Here is an 18,467-nt window from a genome sequence, read left to right as displayed (position 1 = left end):
GCGATGTGCAGATTTCCCGGCCACACAGCCGCTTCCCGGTCACACAATCGCCGGGCGGCCGCGGAGAGCGCGGAGACGACCGCACCACGACCTCGACCGGCACCGGTGCCGCATGCTGCCGTGGCGGATTTCCAGAGACCGAGGGTAAACATTTTCGCGGCCCTGCGATACGGCCTCCGGCCTGATTTGCCGGAGGGCTTCCCGATCGCTCGCGCCGGCCGCCACGAATTCCGCACTGGGCGCGCAGATCCGACTTTGTCCCAGTTGAGACAATAGCTCTCGAGTTAATCTATGACTTTCATCACATAAATGCCCGATTGCCGAATATTCGCGACGATCCGGGGCGACGGCTCGCGCGGACACGGACGGCCCGGTGCTGTTTTCCGCGCCGGATGCCGGGTAGATCGGCAGTATTCTGGCCTACTACCCCTGGTGACCAGCTGTGACAGATGCGATACACCGAGGAAAGGGATGCCCATCATGCTGCTACGCCGGCTTGCCCGCCCCCTACTGGCGAGTGCGTTCGTCGTCAATGGAGTCGAAACACTGATGCATCCGGAATCCCGGGTGAAAGAAGCCTCGACTCTGGTCCACAAGGGCAAGGAGACGCTGCCCTCCGATATCGCCGGCAATCTACCCGAGGACCCCGGCACGCTGGTGCGGGTCACCGCGGCGGTGCAGATCGCCGGGGGCACGCTGCTGGCACTGGGCAAGGCGCCGCGACCGGCCGCGCTGGCCCTGGCCGCGACGGTGGTTCCGGCGACGGTCACCGAGCAGAATTTCTGGGCCGAGAACGACCCCGAACGCCGGGCGGCGAAACGGACGGCCTTCCTCAAGGATGTGAGCCTGCTCGGCGGCCTGCTGATCGCGGCCTCCGATACTGCCGGTAAGCCCTCGCTGGGCTGGCGTGGCCGCCGGGCCGCCCGCCGGGCGGCCGATACGGTGGGCGGTGTGCTCCCGGTCGGTTCGTCCGGTCGCGGCGGTTCGGGCGAGGCCGTGCGGCATCAGCTGCACCAGGCCGGTGAGCGTGGCCGGGATCTGGCGACCGTCGCGGCGAGCCGGGGCGCGGAACTGGCCGAAACCGCTCAGCAGCGGGGACCCGTATGGGCGGAGACCGCCAAACAGCGGGGTTCCGAATGGGCCGATATGGCCAAGCATCGGGGTGCGGAACTGACCGAGACGGCTCAGAAACGCGGACCTGAATGGGCCGAAGCCGCCAAGAGCCGCGCCGCCGGAATCGCCGACTACACCAAACACCGCGGCAGCGAACTCGCCGAAACCGCTCAGCACCGCGGCCCCGAATGGGCCGAAGCCGCCAAGAACCGCGCCGCCGGAATCGCCGACTACACCAAACACCGCGGCAGCGAACTCGCCGAAACCGCTCAGCACCGCGGCCCCGAATGGGCGGAGGTGGCCAAACTACGTGCGGCCGAACTCGCCGATTACGGCAAACACCGCGGCGAAGAGCTCTCGGCCGCGGCGAAAGCTCAGCGTGCCCAATTGGCGAAGACCAAGGCGAAGGCCGAGAAGGCAAAGGCGAAGGCCCGGGGAAAGAAGCGCATGTTCCGCTGAGCGCTCCGCGAATCCGACGCTGCCCGGGCTCTCCCGCCCGGGCAGCGTCGCGTCACATACCGGGGAATTCGAGCATCGGCGCCGGATAGTCCACCTGCAGTCGCCACGGCCGATGGATCGCCCGGCCCTCGATATCGGCGAGTTCGGGAACCCAGCGGCGTACATAGTCGCCGTCGGGGTCGTATCGTTCGGCCTGACGGAGTGGGTTGAGCACGCGGTTCGGGCGGGTGTCGTTTCCGGTTCCCGCGACCCACTGCCAGTTCAGCTGATTGTTTGCCACATCGGCGTCGACCAGCCAGTACCGGAAGTGCCGGGCGCCGATCCGCCAGTCCACACGTAGTGATTTGGTGAGGAAGCTCGCGGTGATCAGCCGGGCACGATTGTGCATCCAGCCCTGGGCGCGGAGCTGCCGCATTCCGGCGTCGACGATCGGCAGGCCCGTCCGGCCCGCGCACCAGGCCTCGACTGCCTGTTCGTCGTCGCGCCAGCGGATCTCCCGGTCCCGATAGTCCGCCCAGGCGGCGTCGGGCCGGGCCGCCAGGACCTGGTGGTGGAAATCCCGCCACGCCAGCTGGCGGACGAACGCCGCCGCGCCCTCGGTGGAATCACCGGCCCGGCGGACCACTTCGGCGGGCGACAGACAACCGAAATGCAGGTACGGCGAGAGCCGTGAGGTGCTGTCCGCGGCGAGATCGTCGCCGCCGCTCGCATAGCCGGCCGCGCTGTGGGAAAGCCAGTCCCGCAATAGTTTCCGCCCCGTCGACTCACCGCCGACCGATAACTCCGGAGACGGCTCCCCGCCGCCGATATCGCTTGGCTCCGGTAGCGATCCGGCCGGTATCGGGGGTAGTTCGAGGTGCCGTGGCGCCCGCAGCGGCGCCCGCCGCTGGGCGCCGGTCCATTGCCGTAGATAGGGCGTGAACACCGCGAAGTGATCGCGGCCGGCCGGGAGCAGATCACCCGGTTCGACGACGGTCAGCGAGGCGCTGTGTACCCGCAGCTCGCGACCGTCTCGGGCCAGCCGATCACGCAGCCGCTGTTCGCGTTTGCGGCTGTAGGAGCTGAAATCGGCGGCGATATGGACGACCGCCGCATCTGCGGCCGCCGCCACCTTCGCCACCTCCTCGGCGATATCCCCGGTGCGCACGATGAGCCGGCCGCCGAGTTCGCGGAGTTCGCTGTCGAGTTCGGCCAGGGCGGCTGCCAGGAAATGCGCGCGGTTGGGCGGGCATCCACCGCCGGACAGGATGGCCTCGTCGAGAACGAAGAGCGGCGCCACCCTGTCGGCTTCGCGATGCGCCGCGGTGAGCACCGGATTGTCCCGGACCCGCAGGTCGCGAGTGAAGAGGGCGACCGCTGCCGCGGTCACGCGAACCAGACCAGACAGAAGGTGTGCCCCACCGGATCGGTGTACACCCGGAATGTTCCTTCCGCGTGGACGAAGCCGGCGCCGAGCGCGAGAACGGCCCGTTCGGCGACCTCCACATCGCTCACCAGCACATCCAGGTGGATCTGCTGGGACCCGGCGGGATCCGGGAACCGCGGCGGTTCGTACTCCGGTGACAACTGGAACGCGAGCCGGCGGCCCTGCGGATCGACCATCACCACCCAGGTGTCGTCGCTCTCCTCGCGCATCACCTCGCCGCCGAGCAATCCCAGATAGAACTCGGACAACTTCCACGGATCCGGACAGTCCAGTACGACTGTGCGCAATCCCGCTACCCCGTCGGCCGCCATGATTCGGCCCTCCTTCCGGATGTGACAACGGTGTACGCGTACCCGGGCGTACACCGGGAAAACCCGCGTGCCGTGCGCGCCGAGTGTAGGGCGGTGGACCGGGCCCGGAGGGTAGGGGCCTCAGCGCGTCGGCGTGGATACCTCTTCGTAGACCTCGCCGACAGCGGCCGCGAGCAGCCGGTCGGTCATCTCCTGCTTCAGCACGGTCAACCGGGCGTCCGCGGCCGCGTCGCGGTCGCGGCGCGCGCCGAGTTCGATGAACTCGGCGGTGACGAAGCCGGCGTCCCGTAATTGCACCGCTACCGCGCGCTCGCCGTACGTGAATTCCCATACATACCGGGCGAGTACGGGACCACGTGCCGTGGCCGCGAGATCGGGGTCCACCACGAAACGGTCGCCGGTTACCGCGCGCAGCACCATCTCCACCGCGTCGCGTCCGCCCGGACCGGGGAAGGCGGTACGGACCGTGACCGCCCGGCGGTCGACCGCACCGAGTAGTGAGACGGCATATCGCATGGCGCAGTAAGCGTGCGCGACCCCGCCGGGGAACTCGGTGCCGTGATATTTCATCAGATCGGCGAACGAGAATTCGATCGGTGTGCCGTTTTCGTGGACTGTCAGCATGTCTTCTCTCTGTTCCTGGTGGCCCAGTGCAGTGCCGAATAGAGCAGTTGGGTGGCACCGGGCATGAATCCGGATCCGTGGTGGTACACCGGATCCATCGTGGTCACGAGCAGCCTTCCCGCGGTGGAGGTCTCGTCCAGGTACAGGATCGAGCCGTCGCGGATGCCGTCGCGGGTGTGCAGGTCGACCAGGCTCACCGCGCCCGGGGGTGGTTCCAGCACACCGTGGTAGTGCCAGATCACCGACCGGTCGGAGAAGAACTCCCACGCGGGGTGATCGGGGACGAGTGCGCGCAGCCGGTGGTCCTCGCCGGTTCGCCACCACCAGAACACGGTGGGCCGGGGCTCTTCCCGCACTCCGGGCAGCCATTGCCCGCTGCGGTTCTCGCCGAATACGAGGACGGTCGCTCCGCGTTCGAGACCGGCCAGGATCGTCGCGGTCCAGCGCCGCAGCAGATCGGGACGCAGCCGGTCGGCGACCACGATCACCTCGGCCGCGGTGATCTCGTCGAGGGCACCGGTCCGCACGTGGACCGGGCGGATCCGGTAGGGCGCCAGCGCGGGATCGGCGAGGGTGGCCAGCTGGGCATGACTGCCGCCGTGCAGGAGCACGATCCCGGTGGCCGGGGCGGGGTCATTCATCGTCGGCCTCCAGCCAGCGCACCAACTGGGTGTGCAGCCGTGCGGTGCCGCGGTCGGCGGTGGCGAACTGCAACAGATCGTTACCGCCGTGGACCAGCACCCGGCCCGCGCCCAGCGGGTAGTCGTAGTCGATCGGGGCGCGGGTGCGGCCGATCGTGTGGACGATACGCGCGCTCTCCGGCAGGTCCGGATAACAACCGCGACCGTAGAACCCGGCCACACCGATTCGTTCGAGTTCGCCGAACGGGACCGGCCCGCGGGTGCCGGTGTTGTAGAGGAACGCGCGCGGGTCGGTCCCGGCCCAGACCGGGTGTTCGGTCACACGCGTCAAGGCGAGATCGCCCGGGTCGCGGAACTCGAGTTTGCGCCATTTCGTCAGGCCTTCGAGGAAAAGACGCTGTACATGGCCGTTCACCACGACTCGGCCGCCGCGGGCGACGAATGCGTCGAGCAGCGGCCGCTGTCCGATCAGGAACTCCTGATCCACGTCACCGGTCAGGTAGAGACCGGTGACATCGGAGTTGCACTCCTCCGATAGGTCGTAGACATCGATCTCACGGAAACCACCGGCGGTCTCTCCATTGCGCGGCGCCATCACCGCTTTCAGCACCGTCACCGGATTCCCCGCCCGAAGTCGGGGACGGTCAGCCGCCGTATCGCACTGGGTGTCTCGATATCGGCGGTCACGATCGGTACCCCGTACATCTCCGACAGCAGGGGTCCGGTGAGCAGCTCACGGGTCGGGCCGATGCGCTGGTCGTCCGGGGCGACCATCAGCATGGACCGCTCGGCCACGTGCAGGGCGTGATCCGGATGATGGGTGGTCATCACGACCGCCATCCCCTCGTCGGCCAGCGCGCGCAGCACGGTCAGTACCCGGGCCTGGTTGCGCAGATCCAGCGCGGCCGCGGGTTCGTCGAGGACGATCGTGTCGCATTCGGAGACCAGTGCCCGGGCGATGAGCACGAGTTGACGCTCGCCGCCGCTCAGCGCGGTGTAGTCGCGGTCGGCCAGATGTGGCACACCCACCCGGCGCAGCGCTTCCCGGGCGGCCGCGCGATCGACGGCGGTGGGAGTGCTGTAGATCTTCACCGTGCGGGCCCGGCCCATCAGCACGATATCGAGGACAGAGAACGAGAACACCACCGAATGGCTCTGCGGGACATAGCCGACTCCGCCGGTCACCTCGACCGATCCGGAGACCGGTGGGGTGAGTCCGGCCAGGCATTTGAGCATGGTGGTCTTACCGCGCGCGTTCGGTCCGAGCACGGCGAGTACCTCGCTCCGGCGAGCCCGGACGGAGACGTCGCGAAAGATCCACGGCCCCTTGGCGGCGTAGCGGAAACACAGTGACCTAGCCTCGAGCATCGGCACCCCACAGGCGGGAACGGTTGCGGATCAACAGCACCACGAAGAAGGGCGCGCCGATGATGGCGGTGAGAATGCCGATCGGGATCTCGGCTGTACTCAGGGTGCGCGAGAGCGTATCGATCACGGTGAGATAGGCGGCGCCGAGCAGCGCGCTGACCGGTAGGACCACCCGGTTGTCCGTACCGATCATCATGCGCACCAGATGCGGGACGACCAGCCCGACCCAGCCGATGACCCCGGCGACCGAAACCGAGCCGGCGGTGATCAGTGCCACGCAGAACAGCAGGAAGTTGCGCAGGCGAGCGGGTTTCAGCCCCAGCGCGGTGGCGTCCTCGTCGCCCATGGCGAGAATATTGAGCCGCCAGCGCAGCGCCAGTACCACCAGGCCCGCCGTCACGATCGGGATCGCGGCGGTCGCCACCTTGGTGTAGCTCGCGGTCGACAGCGAACCCATGAGCCAGAAGACGATCGAGGGCAGTTCGCTGTACGGGTCGGCGATATAGGTGATGAACGAGACCATCGCCTGGAACATCGCCCCCACTACCGTGCCGCCGAGAATGATCATCAGCAGCGGCGCCCCGGGCACCGCCCGCGCGATCGTCACCACCAGCACCAGGGCCAGTACACCACCGAGAAAGGCACCGCCGACCAGTGCGGCACCGCCGAAGCCCGCCAGCAGGATCAGGACACCGCCGAAGGAGGCACCCGAGGACACACCCAGCACCTGGGCGCTGGCCAGCGGATTGCGGAAAACGGCCTGCATCACCGCACCGGTGAGCGCGAGTCCGGCACCGAGCAGGATCGACAGCAGGACCCGCGGCAGCCGCACATCGAGTACCACCGTGCTCTCCTGCGGATACCAGGTCTGCTCGAGCGGGAAGATCTGCCCCAGCAGGATTCGCACGATCTCGTTCGGGGGGACGGTGTAGCGGCCCACCGCCAGCGCGGCGATCGCCACGACGATCAGCAGCAGGAAGAAACCCGGTATCGCGAGCAGCCGCCGATCGAAACGCGCGCGGCGCGGCGCCGGAACCTCCGGCGCCGCGGCCGCGACAGGGTCAGCGGCGGAACTGGTCATAACCCGCGGCGTCCTGGTTCAGGTCGAACCGCAGCACCTGATCGATCTCCTCGTCGGAGATCCGGTAGGCGAACAGATCGTCGAACGCGGCCCGGATCTCGTCGCGGAACTTCCCGTCCCGGGCACCCGGGTACAGGACCTGGTGCATCCACTGCCACATCAGTGGCGATTCCGCACTGGGCACCTGCCAGCGGTAGCCGCCCAGCGGAGTCTTGTAGACCCGCTTGTGCTGGACCGCGCTGACGCTCGCCAGCCGCGGATCGGCGTAGATATCGGCGGGTGTGCTCTCGTCGAACCCGCTGAGCATGATCACCTCGGGATTCCAGGCCAGAATCTGTTCGGGGCTCACCTGTCCGGCATCGGAGACGAAACCCTTGGTCACCAGATCCGCGCCGACGAGGTCGAACTGGAAGCCGTCGTAGCCCTTCGGGCTGGTGGTGCTGTAGGTGTCGCCGGCCCGGGACAGGATCATCGCCTTGGGGCGCGGTCCCTGCTGCGCCGCCACCTGCGCGCGCATCTCGGACAGTTCGGTGTGCTGCCAGTCGATGAGCTGCTCGCCGCGTTCGGGTTTACCCGCGATCTGCGCGAAGAGGGTGATCCACTGTTCGAGATCGTCCTGCGTCCCGTATTTCAGGCCCACCACCGGAAAGCCCGCCGCCTCGATGGGCGCGGTGACGTCCGGCCCGCGGTCACCCCACTGGACCACGACATCCGGGTCGAGTTGCAGCAGGGTCTCCACATTCGGCACGAAGTCGTTACCGGCGACGACCGCCGATTCGGCCGAGGCGGGGAACATGGTCGCGAACATGCCGCCTTTGTTGGCCACCAGGGTGGACTGGTTGATGCCGACGATGCGGTCGTAGCCGCGGTCGACCGCGGCGAAGATCGACGGCGCCGGCATGACGGTGAACGCCACCTCGGCCGCCGGGCCGTCCAGTGCGACGGTTTCGCCGCGCTGATCGACGATGGACAGCGCACCGGTGCCGGCCGCGTCCTCGGTCTGCGCTTCCCGGGTCGAGCACCCGGCGGTCAGCGCGAGGGCCCCGATCATGCCGGCGACCATCCATCGCCGTGGCGGCAAGCTCCGCTTCCACCGCCGTGCACGCTGCATATTCGATGCCATGCGCTCTACCGTCCTGCCTCTGAATCGTACAAACCGGATTCAGGTTAGCCTTACCTACAAGAACCGTGTGAATCGGGGGTGACTCACTTGACGGCACCGGCGAGCGGATTTCGCGCGACCACCCCGGCGGCGGACGGAAGGCCTCCGGACGTAGTCCGGTGCAGGTACTCCCGGCAGGTTGCGGGCACAGAAACCACGGCGACCGGGCGAATCGGCCGCGCCGCGCGATCGCGGTGACACCGCGCGCCCGAGTCGCCGGGTCCGGAATCCGTTGCGGAAAGACACCTTTCGAGTTCGGCCGGCAAATACGCCAGGAGCCGAACCACGATCGGGCGGCTCCGCGGACGCCCGGAAATCCGGCGGACAGAGTCCGCCGGATCGCCACGACACACGCCCTCCGGACGAGAGGGCGGCGAATTACTGCCGCTGTTCCGCGAGTTCGGCGCGGGGCGTTTCGGGCGCACCATCGGCGAAGCCGCTGGGCCACCACACCTTCGGGCCGACGAGGGCGAACAGGGCGGGTATGACGACCGTACGCACCAGGAACGTATCGAGCACGATTCCGATACCGACGATGATGCCGAGCTGAGTGAGGGTGATCAGCGGCAGGACACCCAGGACACAGAACACCGCGGCGAGCACGATCCCGGCGCTGGTGATCACCGCACCGGTCGCCGAGACCGCGCGGACCATACCGTCGACGGTGCCGTGCCCCGGCGTCTCCTCGCGCGCCCGGGTCACCAGGAAGATGGTGTAGTCGATACCCAGCGCCACCAGGAACAAGAAGCCGAACAGCGGCACGGTCGTATCCAGCGCCGGAAACCCGAAGAGGTGCGTGCTCACCAGGCTGCCCAGACCCAGTGCCGCCAGCGCGCTGAGCACGGTGACGCCGATCAGCAGGACCGCCGCGGGCAGCGCGCGCAGCAGGACGAGCAGCACCGCGAACACCACCACCAGGATGAGCGGTATCACCAGCAGTTGATCGTGGCGGGCGGCATCGCGCGTATCGAGGGCTTTCGCGTCGCTACCGCCCACCAGGGCGTCCGCGCCGGGAATTCCGGACAGTGTCGTCCGCAACTCTTCGATCGTGGTGTAGGCCGCCTCGGATTCGGGAGCCGCCTCGAGAGTGACCATCCACCGGTCCACCCCGTCGTGACTACCGGTGGGCACCACGCCGGAGACGCCCGAGGCGCCCTCCAGTGCGGGCCGCACCGCCGCCGCGGCACTGTGCTCGGCGAGGACGATCGTGGGATCGGAAGCACCCGAGGGGAAGTGGGCGGCCAGAGTGTCCAGACCGTCGACCGATTCGGCCCGGACCCGGAACTGCTCGGTCTGGGACAATCCGATATCCGCGCCGGTCAGACCCGCCGCGAAAACGAGCAGCAGTACGATCGCACCGCCCGCGACCGCCGCGGGCCGGGCCACCACCCGGGTGGCGATCCGATGCCAGACCCCGTGGGCCGCGGTGCCGTCGGCGCTCGCACGAGGAACAAAGGGCCAGAAGATCTTCCGACCGCACAGCGCCAGGGCGGGCGGGAGCGCCAGCAGCACGAAGAGCACCGCCACGAGCAGCCCGGCGGCCGCCATGAGCCCGAGTGAACGGGTATTGGGCAGAGTGGCGAGCAGCAGCGTGCAGAGCGCGAGTACCACGGTCACATTGCTGGCGAGAATCGCCGGTCCGGCGCGGCGGACCGCCTCGTGCAGGGCGCGGCGATGATCGCTGTGCCCGTGTAATTCGTCGCGATAGCGCGATACGAGCAGTAGCGCGTAGTTGGTTCCCGCACCGAAGACAAGCACGCTGGTGATGCCCGAGGTGGACCCGTCGAAGGAGAGGTCGGTGACCCGGGCGAGTGCTGTACCGATACTGGTCGCGGTCCGGTCCGCCAGGCCGATCACCAGGAGCGGCACCAGCCACAGCACCGGCGAGCGATAGGTGACGATCAGCAGCAGCGCGACCACCAGAGCGGTGACGGCCAGCAATGTCACATCCGCACCGGCGAAGGAGTCGGCGATATCGGCTCCGAAGGCCGGACCGCCGGTGATCTGAACGGTCAAACCGGGGGGTGCGTTCTGGGCAGCCGATTCACGCAACCGCTCGATCTCGGTGGTGAGATCCTCGCCGCTCAGTTCGGCCGAAACCGTCGCGCGGCCGAGTGCCGCCTTACCGTCCGGCGCGACCATGAGTGCGTCCCCACCCGCACCGGAGACCTCCTGGACGGTTTTCGCGGCCGCCGCGCGGTCGGACTCGGTCAGTGCGGCGCCGTCGGTCCGGGTGATCACGAGGATCGCGGGCGCGTCGCGGCCGCCCGGGAACTCCGCCACCGCGGCCTCCACCTGCGCGGCTTCGGAGTTCTGCGGTAGCGAGGTGGGAGCCTGCCCGGCGTCACTGTTCTCGCCGACGCCCATGATCACCGCGCAGGCGGCGGCGAGAACGGCGACGAGCAGTACCCATGAGCGGCGACCGGTGACCACGGTGGCGAAACGTTCCCAGGCATTCACACGGCCGACTATTTCAGAAACTGAAATAATTGGCAATCCTGACAGCCCGGGCACCTACACTCTTGCGAGCGGGAACACGGAAAGGACGTCGCAGGTGACCAACGAACCAGCGGAGGAGGCCGGCACCGGGCGCCGCGACGACGCCGAAACCGCGATCGCCACCGATATCCGCGCGCTCACCGCGGTCTCCGAACAGATCGGGCACCTCTTCGCGCATTCGCATTCGCTCCGGAGCAACGATTTCCGCGCACTCATGCATATCGCCACCGCCGAAGCCGAGGGCCGACCGCTCACGGCCGGGCAGTTGCGCGAACTCATGGGTCTCTCACCGGCGGCGATCACCTACCTGGTGGAACGAATGATCACTTCGGGCCATATCCACCGCGAAACCGATCCCGGCGACCGCCGGCGGGTACTGCTGCACTACTCCGACCACGGCATGTCGGTGGCCGGCGAATTCTTTCGCCCACTGGGCGCGCGCACCCGCGGGGCGCTGGCCGATCTGCCCACCGCCGACCTCGCCGCCGCCCACCGGGTGCTCTCCGCTGTCGTCTCCGCGATGCGCGACCACCACCTCGCCCTGACCCAGGAGTCGGCCGGCGGATGACCCGGCGGAAGTCTCCGTGGATACCGGCTCGCTCGCGGGTACGCCGCCCAGCGACCCGCGGTGGACCACCGCATGCTGATTGCCCCGGCCTTGCGTGGGTATCCGGCCGGGCAGACAGGAGGTGTGTCATGCCGAAGGAATGGACCGGCAAAGAGGAACGGCAGTACGAGCACATCAAGGATTCCGCGGAGGAGCGCGGGGCCGGTACGAAGCGGGCGAAGGAGATCGGTGCGCGCACCGTCAACAAGAACCGCGCCCAGTCCGGTCGGTCGAAAACCGCGAGCCGATCCTCGACCCGCGATATCTCGCCGCAGCGGCGCGGTGGCCTGCGCTCGGGGACCGACAAACCCAAGGGCCGCACCCGCGACCAGCTGTACAACGAGGCCAAGAGCCGCAATATCAAGGGCCGTTCGAAGATGACCAAGAACGAGCTGGCCGAGGCGCTGGGCCGGTCCTAGGTCCGATCACCACCGCCGCTGTGGTGCCGTGGCCCGGGTCACGGCCACGGTGCACAGTGCGTCGGTGTCGCTCGCGCCCGACCGTGGCGGGACGTATTCCCGCGAGATCTCATCTGCATCCGCGATACGGCACCGACCCGGACCCGTCGCGGCCGTGTTCATCTGCCCGGCCCGAGGTCGAGGCGCCGGGTGACACGGTCCACCAGATCGGGAGGCATACCCGGTTCGCGGCGGGCGGCCTGCGCCTCCCGCCGACCGGCCTCGGTGACCTCGGCACGGATACGTTTCACCGCGACCACCATGCGCGCGTCCCGCTCGGCCTGGGCGCGTGCGTCCTCGTCGGCAGCTTCCGGGTCGGCCCGGGCCAGCCGCCGCCGGATGCCCTCGCGGAGCCGCTCGTAGAGTTCCTCGGGTACGTGCTCGGCTTCCGACAACTCTTTGAGCCGGGCCAGTTCCGCCTCGACCACTCGTTCCCACAGTTGCCGCTCGAGCAGACGTTCGGCCCGGGTGTCGGAGTGCACCCCGGTGAGCCGGACGACGAGCGGCAGGGTCGGCCCCTGGACGAGCAGCGTGAACAGCACCACCGCGAACGCGGTGAACAGGATCTGGGTCCGCCCCGGGAAATCCGCGCCCGCATCGGTCGACAGCGGAATGGCAAGCGCGAGTGCCACCGTGGCCACCCCGCGCATACCCGTCCACCAGGTCACCACGGTCTCCCGCCAGGTGTGCGGCTCGTCGGCCTCCTCGTCGGGCCACAGTTTCGTGCGCAACCACAAGGTCGTCATGAGCCAGCCGAGCCGCAGCACCACCACCACGGCGACCACCACGCCCGCGCCGCCGAGCAACTGCGGCCAACTGTCGCCGGTCGCCGCCAGCACCGCGCTCAGTTCCAACCCGATGAGGCCGAAGGCGAAACCGCTGATCAGCAGTTCGGTGATCTCCCAGAACGAATTGCCGACCACGCGATAGTCGGCGTCCCCGAATTCGGTGACGGCATCGGTCAGATACAGGGCACACACCAGCACCGACAGCACCCCGGAGCCGCCCCAGGACTCCGCCAGTCCGTAGGCCGCGAAGGGCAGCAGCAGGCTGAGGGCCACCTGCCAGCTCGCCTCGGCCAGATAGCGGGTGAGCCGACTACCCACCATGCCCAGAACCAGCCCGACCGCGATCGCGACCACCGCCGACACCACGAACTCCAGCGCCGCGCGCGGTGTGGAGAACTGCCCGGTGAGAACCGCCTGTACGGCGACTGTGTAGACAACGATCGCGGTGACATCGTTGAACAGCCCCTCCCCACCGAGAACGACCACCAATCGACGCGGCAGTCCCAGCCGTCCGGCCAGCGCGGTCGCCGCGACCGGATCGGGTGGCGCCACAATCGCCCCCAGTACGACGGCGGCGGCGACCGGCAGACCCGGAAACCACGCGTGGAACACCGCGGCCACCGCCGCGGTGGTCGCCAGAACCAGTCCCACAGCCCGCAGCACGATGGGTTCCCAGCTCTCCGCGAACTGCCGCCACGAGGTGCGTCGCGCCGCGGCGTAGAGCAGCGGGGGCAGGACGAGCGGCAGGATCAGATGCGGCGGGATCGCGATCTGTGGAACGAACGGGACCAGGGCGAGCCCGCAACCGAACAGCGTCATCAGGACCGCGGAGGCGATACCGATCCGCCGTCCGATCGCTTCGGCGAGTACCGCGGCGAACAGGATCACGAATGTCAGCACCAACTGGTCCACGACCGTTCAGTCTGCTGCCACCGAGCGCTCCGGGTCACGCGCAATGCCGAACAACGCCGGAAAGGTAGTTGGACAGGTACTGACCTGGCCGGCGGACCGGCCGCGTCAGCCAACCACCGAACATCAGAAGATTGATTTCTGGTCGGACACGCTCCGTTATCGATCACCCAGAATTCAGAACTCAGGTCACCGCGTAGGGCACATCCGGTTCAGCGACCCAGAACACGCCCGCAGTGGAGTACACACACCCTGCGGGCAGCCGCGGTTCGAAAACCGGGCCGGGCCACACGGTAAGGAAGCTGAACGCCGCGGACCCCGAGCGATCCGACGACACTCCCAATCGAATGATCGACGGTCCGAGCAGGCCGAGAACCGCGGCAGAGAACTCGCGAGAGAACCGATCACGTTCTCTACGAACACCTTCCAGTCCGGGAACTCCGATCGCAACTGCGCCGCGGCCGCCGAATCGTCAAGTGCGGCCGGGTCCATCAGCAAGTTGTTCGCCACCACCTACGTCGCCGGATTCGCCACCCAACAGGCTGCGGTAGTTTCGGAGCAGCTCATGGTCTGCAGTCATCGCGGTGAGTTGATCACCGAGCCCCGCCGAATCGGTCGCAAGGTTCACTCGGACATGCACTTGACCTCAACAATAGTTGAGGAACCAGAGTAGGTGCCGGAGCGGCGCATCGGCCGCCCGGCACACACTGGAGGAAACATGGACAGCACCACCACCGCATCCGGCACCACGCCCCTGCGCGTCGCGGTCATCATCGGCAGCAGCCGCGACGGCCGCTTCGCACCGGCAGTCGGTGACTGGTTCCTGGCCAGGGCCGCGCGCCGGGCGGATCTGTCGCCGGTCACCGTCGATATCGCGGCCACCGAACTACCGCACACCTTCGGCGCCCCGGCCGCCGCTCTCACCGGAACTCGGGAAACCCTGGGTGCCGCGGACGCTTTCGTGGTCGTCACCCCCGAGTACAACCACAGCTATCCCGGCACCTTGAAGAACTTCATCGATCTGCACAATGCCGAATGGCAGGCGAAGCCCGTAGGTTTCGTGAGCTACGGCGGGATATCGGGTGGCCTGCGCGCGACCGAACACCTCCGGACGGTGTTCGCCGAGCTGCACGCGGTCACCGTGCGGGAGACCGTGAGCTTCCACAATCCCTGGAGTCAGCGCGACGAAGCGGGTGCGCTGGTCGGCGGCGACGGTGCCGATACCGCGGTCACCACCCTGCTCGATCAGCTCGTCTGGTGGGGCGAGGCACTGCGGACCGCCCGTGCGGTCCGGCCCTACGGCGGCAGATGAGTCCGCGCCGAACCGTCCGGCGCTCGGTGACCGATACCGCGGAAGCTGCCGTCACGCCTGGTCATACGATGTTCCGGTGACCGAATACGACCACCTCGACACCTCGACACTGCCGCACCGCCAGCGCCGGATTCTCGCGGCGATACAGGAATGGGTGGTGCGTCACGGCTATCCGCCCAATACCCGGCAGCTCGGCGAGGCGGTGGGACTGCGGTCGTCGTCCTCGGTGTCGAAACATCTGAAGAGCCTGGAGGAGAAGGGCTTCCTGCGTCGCGGCGACGGGGTCTCCCGGCCGATGGATATCCGGTTGTTCCTGAACGCCGGGACGGAGGACCGGCCGGACCGGGACGCGGTAGCCGTACCCGTCGTCGGCGATATCGCCGCGGGCACACCGATACTCGCCGACGAACACACCGACGACGTCCTCACCCTCCCCCGCGAACTCGTGGGTCGCGGCACCGTATTCGGACTGCGAGTGCGCGGGGATTCGATGGTGGACGCCGCCATCTGCGACGGGGATATCGTCGTGGTCCGTCGCCAGCCCGACGCGCAGACCGGGGAGATCGTCGCCGCGATGCTCGACGGTGAGGCGACGGTCAAGGTGTTCCGCCGCCGGGCCGGCCACGTGTTCCTGGAACCGCGCAATCCGGCATATCAGGTGATCGACGGCGATCACGCGGTGGTGCTGGGCAAGGTGGTCTCGGTGATGCGGCGGATGTGAACCCGGCGCCCGCCGCCCGGCGGCACCGGGTCGATGGTGCATGATCGAACGTATGGGCGCAGATCCGGGACCGCGGGTCCCCCACGACCTCGACGATTTCCGGACGCTGGCGCGGGCCCGGCTCGCGGTGTTCCCCCGGGTCGTGGTGCCCGATACCGAGGGGTTGCGCCGGGCCGCTGTGGTGCTGTGCGTGGTCGATACCGGTGGTTCGCTCGCGGTCCTGGTCATCAAACGCGCTTACCGGGGCCGCAACGCGGGGCAGTGGGCACTGCCCGGCGGCCGGGTCGAACCCGGCGAGACCACGCAGCAGGCCGCCCTGCGCGAACTGCACGAAGAGCTCGGGCTCGCGATGGAACCCGGCGATGTACTCGGCACCCTCGACGACTTCCCGGCCGCATCGGGATTCGCCATCACTCCCCTGGTCGCCACCCTGTCCGATATCACCCGGCTACAGCCCAGCCCGGACGAGGTCCATTCGGTGCACCGGGCCGGTTTCGATCGCCTCGCCGCCGACGACGCCCCGCATTGGGTGCTGCGGGACTCCGCTCGGATGCACACCGCGGGCCCGGCGATCGACGCGCCGCCCGGGGAGCCCGGTCTGCTGCAGATGCGGCTGGGCCCGGGTATGACCATCCACGCCCCCACCGGCGCGATGCTGTGGCAGTTCCGCGAAGTGGTGTTACTGGGCAGCGACCCGAAGGCGGCCCGGGTCGCCGATTTCGCCCAACCCGACTGGACCCACCACTGACCGGTCGCCGGCCGACGCGCCGCACCGGGATCGGCTGGTGGGTTCAGGACCGATCGATACCCCGCCGGACGTCCGGTCCAGTCGCCGATCGCTACCACTCCGGCACGATATCGGGCTCCTCCTCCGGGAGCCGCCGCTCCATCGGATCCCCGGCTCGCTGTTCCCTGGGGGTGTGGCGTAACGATCGGCCGCCGACCAGTCGTCGGGCGGGTCCATGGCCTCCTCCAGCGAGTCGGCGGCCAGTTCGTCCTCGTCCAGTTGCTCGCCGGTCGAGGGGATCGCACCGCTCGCCCACTCGGCGATATCGGCGGATTCCCGGCCCGGATCCTCGGTTCCGTTCATCTCCGCGTCCTTTCCGGACGCCACCGGGCAAACCCGTGATCGCCGATTTCCTCGAACGGGCCGTCACCGGGGCGGGCTCACCTCGACCCGGCCGGTCTGCCGGTCCTCGACGCCGCGGCCGCGGCGGCTGCCGTCGTAGGCGGATTCCCGGAGCCACTGAACCTGCCGGGGTAACAGCGCCACTTCGGCGGGATGGTTCAGCACCGGGTCGTAGAAATCGGTCCAGTGCTCGCCCGGATCCGCTGCGCGCAGCAGCAGATGCCCGGCCTTCCGGCGGCCGGGCCCGAACCCGGCGACGGACAGGGTGTAACCGACAGGGTGCTCGTGTACGTGCCGCGCCAATACCGTCAGCGAGGTGGTCGAGGGTTGTCCGGGATCCGGTTCCGCGAGGACCCAGAGCGGGCCGGACGCGCCCCATCGGTACGGCAGCAGACTGCCGTAGCGCGCACTGTCCCACCCGCGAGCGAGAGTCAGTGTCCACCGGACCGCCGTGCTCTGCCCCGTGGTGGCCAGCGCGAAATCCCAGGGTTTATCGTCGCGGTCGAGTACCCGGAAGGCGAGACCGAGAATATCCGGCACCCCACCGGGTGTTCCCACACCCTTCGACAACCGCGCGATGGTCGCGCGTTCGCCCGCGCCGAACAGCGGCTCGAATTCGGGTTCGGCGTGGAACCGGCCGGACAGGCGGATACCGCGCGGATGGAAGAAGCGAGCGTGCCGCAGCCGGGCGCCGGTATCGAAGGCGCCACGGACCAGCACCGACAGCGGACCAGCCGGAGTGTGATCGGTCATCGCCGGTCCCGCCTTCCGCCGGCGCACACCGGCCACCATCTGCGACCCGGGCCGATCCTTCGGCAGGCGCGGCGCCGGCCGAGCGATGGGCGATACCCGTATCGGCACCCGCCGACCGGGGCCGCCACGCGGCCGGCAGACGAATCGGCGCCGGTTACGACCGCCCGTAGCGGCGCGGCGATACGTTCCTCGGATAAGAGAGCGATAGTAGCCATGGCACGCGGCTACCCGGGTCGGCCGTGATCACACAGGCATACTCGACAGGATCGCCCCGACCGCCCACCGGGATCGGGCGGCCGGTACGACGATGTGACCACGGCATTCGGGCTCGCCGGCGCGGCGACCCGCACCGCCGGGGCCGTCGATGATCGCGATACCGCGCTGTGCGGTGCCGGCGGGTCGTCAGCCGGCGAGGATCTGCGGGGAGAGCGCCTTCAGCATGGCGTTGGTCCAGCGCAGTTGCCGCAGCGTACCGGGGTGGCACTGCGCGGCCAGGTCCAGCAGCTCCGGTTCACGTGCCGCCTGCGCACCCTGGGCCAGCAGTTCCCAGTCGACCGAGACCCCGGCCGCGAGCTGATGCAGCCGGCGCAGGTCGCGGAGCAGTCGCAACCCCGGGTCCGGTGTCCGGCCGGCCGTTCCGCGCCACCGGTGACCGCGGGGCAGCCGGGCCCACCGGTGGCGGCGATAACGCGCCGCGGCCGCCCCGAAACGGGGTGCGAGCGCGTCCAGTTCGCGCAGATGGTCCTGCGACCGGACCGCCAGATCCTGGGCCGTATGGTGGATCTCGTACTCGGCGCGGTGCCGGATCGCGACCGCGGACAGTTCACCGGCGAGTTCGCGTTCGGAGAACTGTAGTTCCTCGATGACGATATGCAGTTTCACCGGGCGCCTCTCTCCGGGACGTCGACCATACGGCGCACCAATTCACCGCCGTCACAACACAACTGTCTCATCGGGCGGTCCGCCCGCGGCCGTGCCGCTTTCGAGGTGCGGCCCGGCCGTCGCCCACCGGGTCGATCGCCCGGACCCCGCGCATCGGTCCGCCCCGCACTCGGTCTCGCGTTTTCATCCCCGCCGATTACCCAGCGCGCCGCGATTCATCGCGA

Annotated in this window: 18 protein-coding genes; 6 read left to right on the top strand and 12 right to left on the bottom strand. The window is 68.7% G+C overall.

The window, feature by feature from the left end:
* The first annotated feature begins 471 nt into the window (after positions 1–471).
* Entirely contained in the window at positions 472–1,572 is a 1,101-nt protein-coding gene (locus tag ACWEWT_RS27030; protein WP_452563040.1) for a DoxX family protein, read from the top strand.
* A 52-nt stretch (positions 1,573–1,624) separates the two neighbouring features.
* Here ACWEWT_RS27030 and ACWEWT_RS27025 read toward each other — a convergent pair whose 3' ends face one another.
* The 9 genes from ACWEWT_RS27025 to ACWEWT_RS26985 all read right to left on the bottom strand — a co-directional run bounded on the left by ACWEWT_RS27025 (position 1,625) and on the right by ACWEWT_RS26985 (position 10,645).
* The gene (locus ACWEWT_RS27025) at positions 1,625–2,941 is read right to left on the bottom strand and encodes a cryptochrome/photolyase family protein (protein WP_452563039.1); all 1,317 of its coding nucleotides are present in this window, start codon (positions 2,939–2,941) and stop codon (positions 1,625–1,627) included.
* A complete protein-coding gene (locus ACWEWT_RS27020) occupies positions 2,938–3,309 on the bottom strand; it encodes a VOC family protein (protein ID WP_452563038.1) in 372 nt (123 codons plus the stop codon). The genes ACWEWT_RS27025 and ACWEWT_RS27020 overlap by 4 nt, the downstream gene beginning before the upstream one ends.
* Before the next feature lie 120 nt (positions 3,310–3,429).
* Positions 3,430–3,933, bottom strand: coding sequence for a hypothetical protein (locus ACWEWT_RS27015; RefSeq protein ID WP_452563037.1), 504 nt, complete (start codon positions 3,931–3,933; stop codon positions 3,430–3,432).
* On the bottom strand, positions 3,927–4,574 hold the full coding sequence (locus tag ACWEWT_RS27010) for a hypothetical protein (protein WP_452563035.1): 648 nt from the start codon (positions 4,572–4,574) through the stop codon (positions 3,927–3,929). The genes ACWEWT_RS27015 and ACWEWT_RS27010 overlap by 7 nt, the downstream gene beginning before the upstream one ends.
* Positions 4,567–5,190, bottom strand: a complete 624-nt coding sequence (locus ACWEWT_RS27005; RefSeq protein ID WP_452563034.1) for a hypothetical protein — start codon at positions 5,188–5,190, stop codon at positions 4,567–4,569. Before ACWEWT_RS27005 ends, ACWEWT_RS27010 begins: the two co-directional genes overlap by 8 nt.
* The gene (locus tag ACWEWT_RS27000; RefSeq protein WP_452563033.1) at positions 5,187–5,942 is read right to left on the bottom strand and encodes an ABC transporter ATP-binding protein; all 756 of its coding nucleotides are present in this window, start codon (positions 5,940–5,942) and stop codon (positions 5,187–5,189) included. Before ACWEWT_RS27000 ends, ACWEWT_RS27005 begins: the two co-directional genes overlap by 4 nt.
* Positions 5,929–7,023, bottom strand: a complete 1,095-nt coding sequence (locus ACWEWT_RS26995) for a FecCD family ABC transporter permease (protein ID WP_452563032.1) — start codon at positions 7,021–7,023, stop codon at positions 5,929–5,931. Before ACWEWT_RS26995 ends, ACWEWT_RS27000 begins: the two co-directional genes overlap by 14 nt.
* Complete coding sequence (locus ACWEWT_RS26990; protein WP_452563030.1) at positions 7,004–8,074, bottom strand: ABC transporter substrate-binding protein; 1,071 nt, start codon at positions 8,072–8,074, stop codon at positions 7,004–7,006. Before ACWEWT_RS26990 ends, ACWEWT_RS26995 begins: the two co-directional genes overlap by 20 nt.
* A gap of 489 nt (positions 8,075–8,563) precedes the next feature.
* A complete protein-coding gene (locus ACWEWT_RS26985; RefSeq protein ID WP_452563029.1) occupies positions 8,564–10,645 on the bottom strand; it encodes an MMPL family transporter in 2,082 nt (693 codons plus the stop codon).
* Between the two features lie 94 nt (positions 10,646–10,739).
* Here ACWEWT_RS26985 and ACWEWT_RS26980 point away from each other — a divergent pair, with 94 nt between their 5' ends.
* Both ACWEWT_RS26980 and ACWEWT_RS26975 read left to right on the top strand, forming a co-directional pair.
* A complete protein-coding gene (locus ACWEWT_RS26980) occupies positions 10,740–11,252 on the top strand; it encodes a MarR family winged helix-turn-helix transcriptional regulator (RefSeq protein WP_452563027.1) in 513 nt (170 codons plus the stop codon).
* 128 nt (positions 11,253–11,380) lie between these two features.
* Positions 11,381–11,710, top strand: coding sequence for a plasmid stabilization protein (locus tag ACWEWT_RS26975; RefSeq protein ID WP_452563025.1), 330 nt, complete (start codon positions 11,381–11,383; stop codon positions 11,708–11,710).
* Between the two features lie 158 nt (positions 11,711–11,868).
* On the opposite strand, the gene ACWEWT_RS26970 is transcribed toward ACWEWT_RS26975, so the two are convergent.
* Positions 11,869–13,449: a Na+/H+ antiporter gene (locus ACWEWT_RS26970; protein ID WP_452563024.1), complete on the bottom strand. Its 1,581-nt coding sequence runs from the start codon at positions 13,447–13,449 to the stop codon at positions 11,869–11,871.
* Positions 13,450–14,164: 715 nt separating this feature from the next.
* On the opposite strand from ACWEWT_RS26970, the gene ACWEWT_RS26965 reads away from it, so the two are divergent.
* The 3 genes from ACWEWT_RS26965 (at position 14,165) to ACWEWT_RS26955 (ending at position 16,227) form a co-directional block, all read left to right on the top strand.
* Positions 14,165–14,758, top strand: coding sequence for an NADPH-dependent FMN reductase (locus ACWEWT_RS26965; RefSeq protein WP_452563022.1), 594 nt, complete (start codon positions 14,165–14,167; stop codon positions 14,756–14,758).
* A gap of 76 nt (positions 14,759–14,834) precedes the next feature.
* The gene (gene lexA, locus ACWEWT_RS26960) at positions 14,835–15,479 is read left to right on the top strand and encodes a transcriptional repressor LexA (protein WP_452563021.1); all 645 of its coding nucleotides are present in this window, start codon (positions 14,835–14,837) and stop codon (positions 15,477–15,479) included.
* 52 nt (positions 15,480–15,531) lie between these two features.
* On the top strand, positions 15,532–16,227 hold the full coding sequence (locus ACWEWT_RS26955) for an NUDIX hydrolase (protein ID WP_452563020.1): 696 nt from the start codon (positions 15,532–15,534) through the stop codon (positions 16,225–16,227).
* A gap of 405 nt (positions 16,228–16,632) precedes the next feature.
* Here the strand turns inward: ACWEWT_RS26955 and ACWEWT_RS26950 are convergent, their stop codons facing one another.
* Positions 16,633–17,361 (bottom strand): phosphodiesterase, encoded by a 729-nt coding sequence (locus ACWEWT_RS26950; protein ID WP_452563018.1) that lies wholly within the window; start codon positions 17,359–17,361, stop codon positions 16,633–16,635.
* Positions 17,362–17,763: 402 nt separating this feature from the next.
* Positions 17,764–18,243, bottom strand: coding sequence for a hypothetical protein (locus ACWEWT_RS26945; protein ID WP_452563017.1), 480 nt, complete (start codon positions 18,241–18,243; stop codon positions 17,764–17,766).
* Between the last annotated feature and the right edge of the window lie 224 nt (positions 18,244–18,467).

Source organism: Nocardia sp. NPDC003963, from assembly GCF_053605105.1.
Note: the sequence above shows the minus strand (reverse complement) of the source record. Positions and strands in the feature narration are given on the sequence as shown.

Bases quoted from the DNA above. Each gene is read 5' to 3' on its own strand.
- ACWEWT_RS27030 (WP_452563040.1), top strand. From the start codon at position 472: ATGCCCATCATGCTGCTACGCCGGCTTGCCCGCCCCCTACTGGCGAGT.
- ACWEWT_RS26955 (WP_452563020.1), top strand. From the start codon at position 15,532: ATGGGCGCAGATCCGGGACCGCGGGTCCCCCACGACCTCGACGATTTC.
- ACWEWT_RS27000 (WP_452563033.1), bottom strand. From the start codon at position 5,942: ATGCTCGAGGCTAGGTCACTGTGTTTCCGCTACGCCGCCAAGGGGCCG.
- ACWEWT_RS27020 (WP_452563038.1), bottom strand. From the start codon at position 3,309: ATGGCGGCCGACGGGGTAGCGGGATTGCGCACAGTCGTACTGGACTGT.
- ACWEWT_RS27010 (WP_452563035.1), bottom strand. From the start codon at position 4,574: ATGAATGACCCCGCCCCGGCCACCGGGATCGTGCTCCTGCACGGCGGC.
- ACWEWT_RS26965 (WP_452563022.1), top strand. From the start codon at position 14,165: ATGGACAGCACCACCACCGCATCCGGCACCACGCCCCTGCGCGTCGCG.
- ACWEWT_RS27015 (WP_452563037.1), bottom strand. From the start codon at position 3,933: ATGCTGACAGTCCACGAAAACGGCACACCGATCGAATTCTCGTTCGCC.
- ACWEWT_RS26995 (WP_452563032.1), bottom strand. From the start codon at position 7,023: ATGACCAGTTCCGCCGCTGACCCTGTCGCGGCCGCGGCGCCGGAGGTT.
- ACWEWT_RS26990 (WP_452563030.1), bottom strand. From the start codon at position 8,074: ATGATCGGGGCCCTCGCGCTGACCGCCGGGTGCTCGACCCGGGAAGCG.
- ACWEWT_RS26975 (WP_452563025.1), top strand. From the start codon at position 11,381: ATGCCGAAGGAATGGACCGGCAAAGAGGAACGGCAGTACGAGCACATC.
- ACWEWT_RS26950 (WP_452563018.1), bottom strand. From the start codon at position 17,361: ATGACCGATCACACTCCGGCTGGTCCGCTGTCGGTGCTGGTCCGTGGC.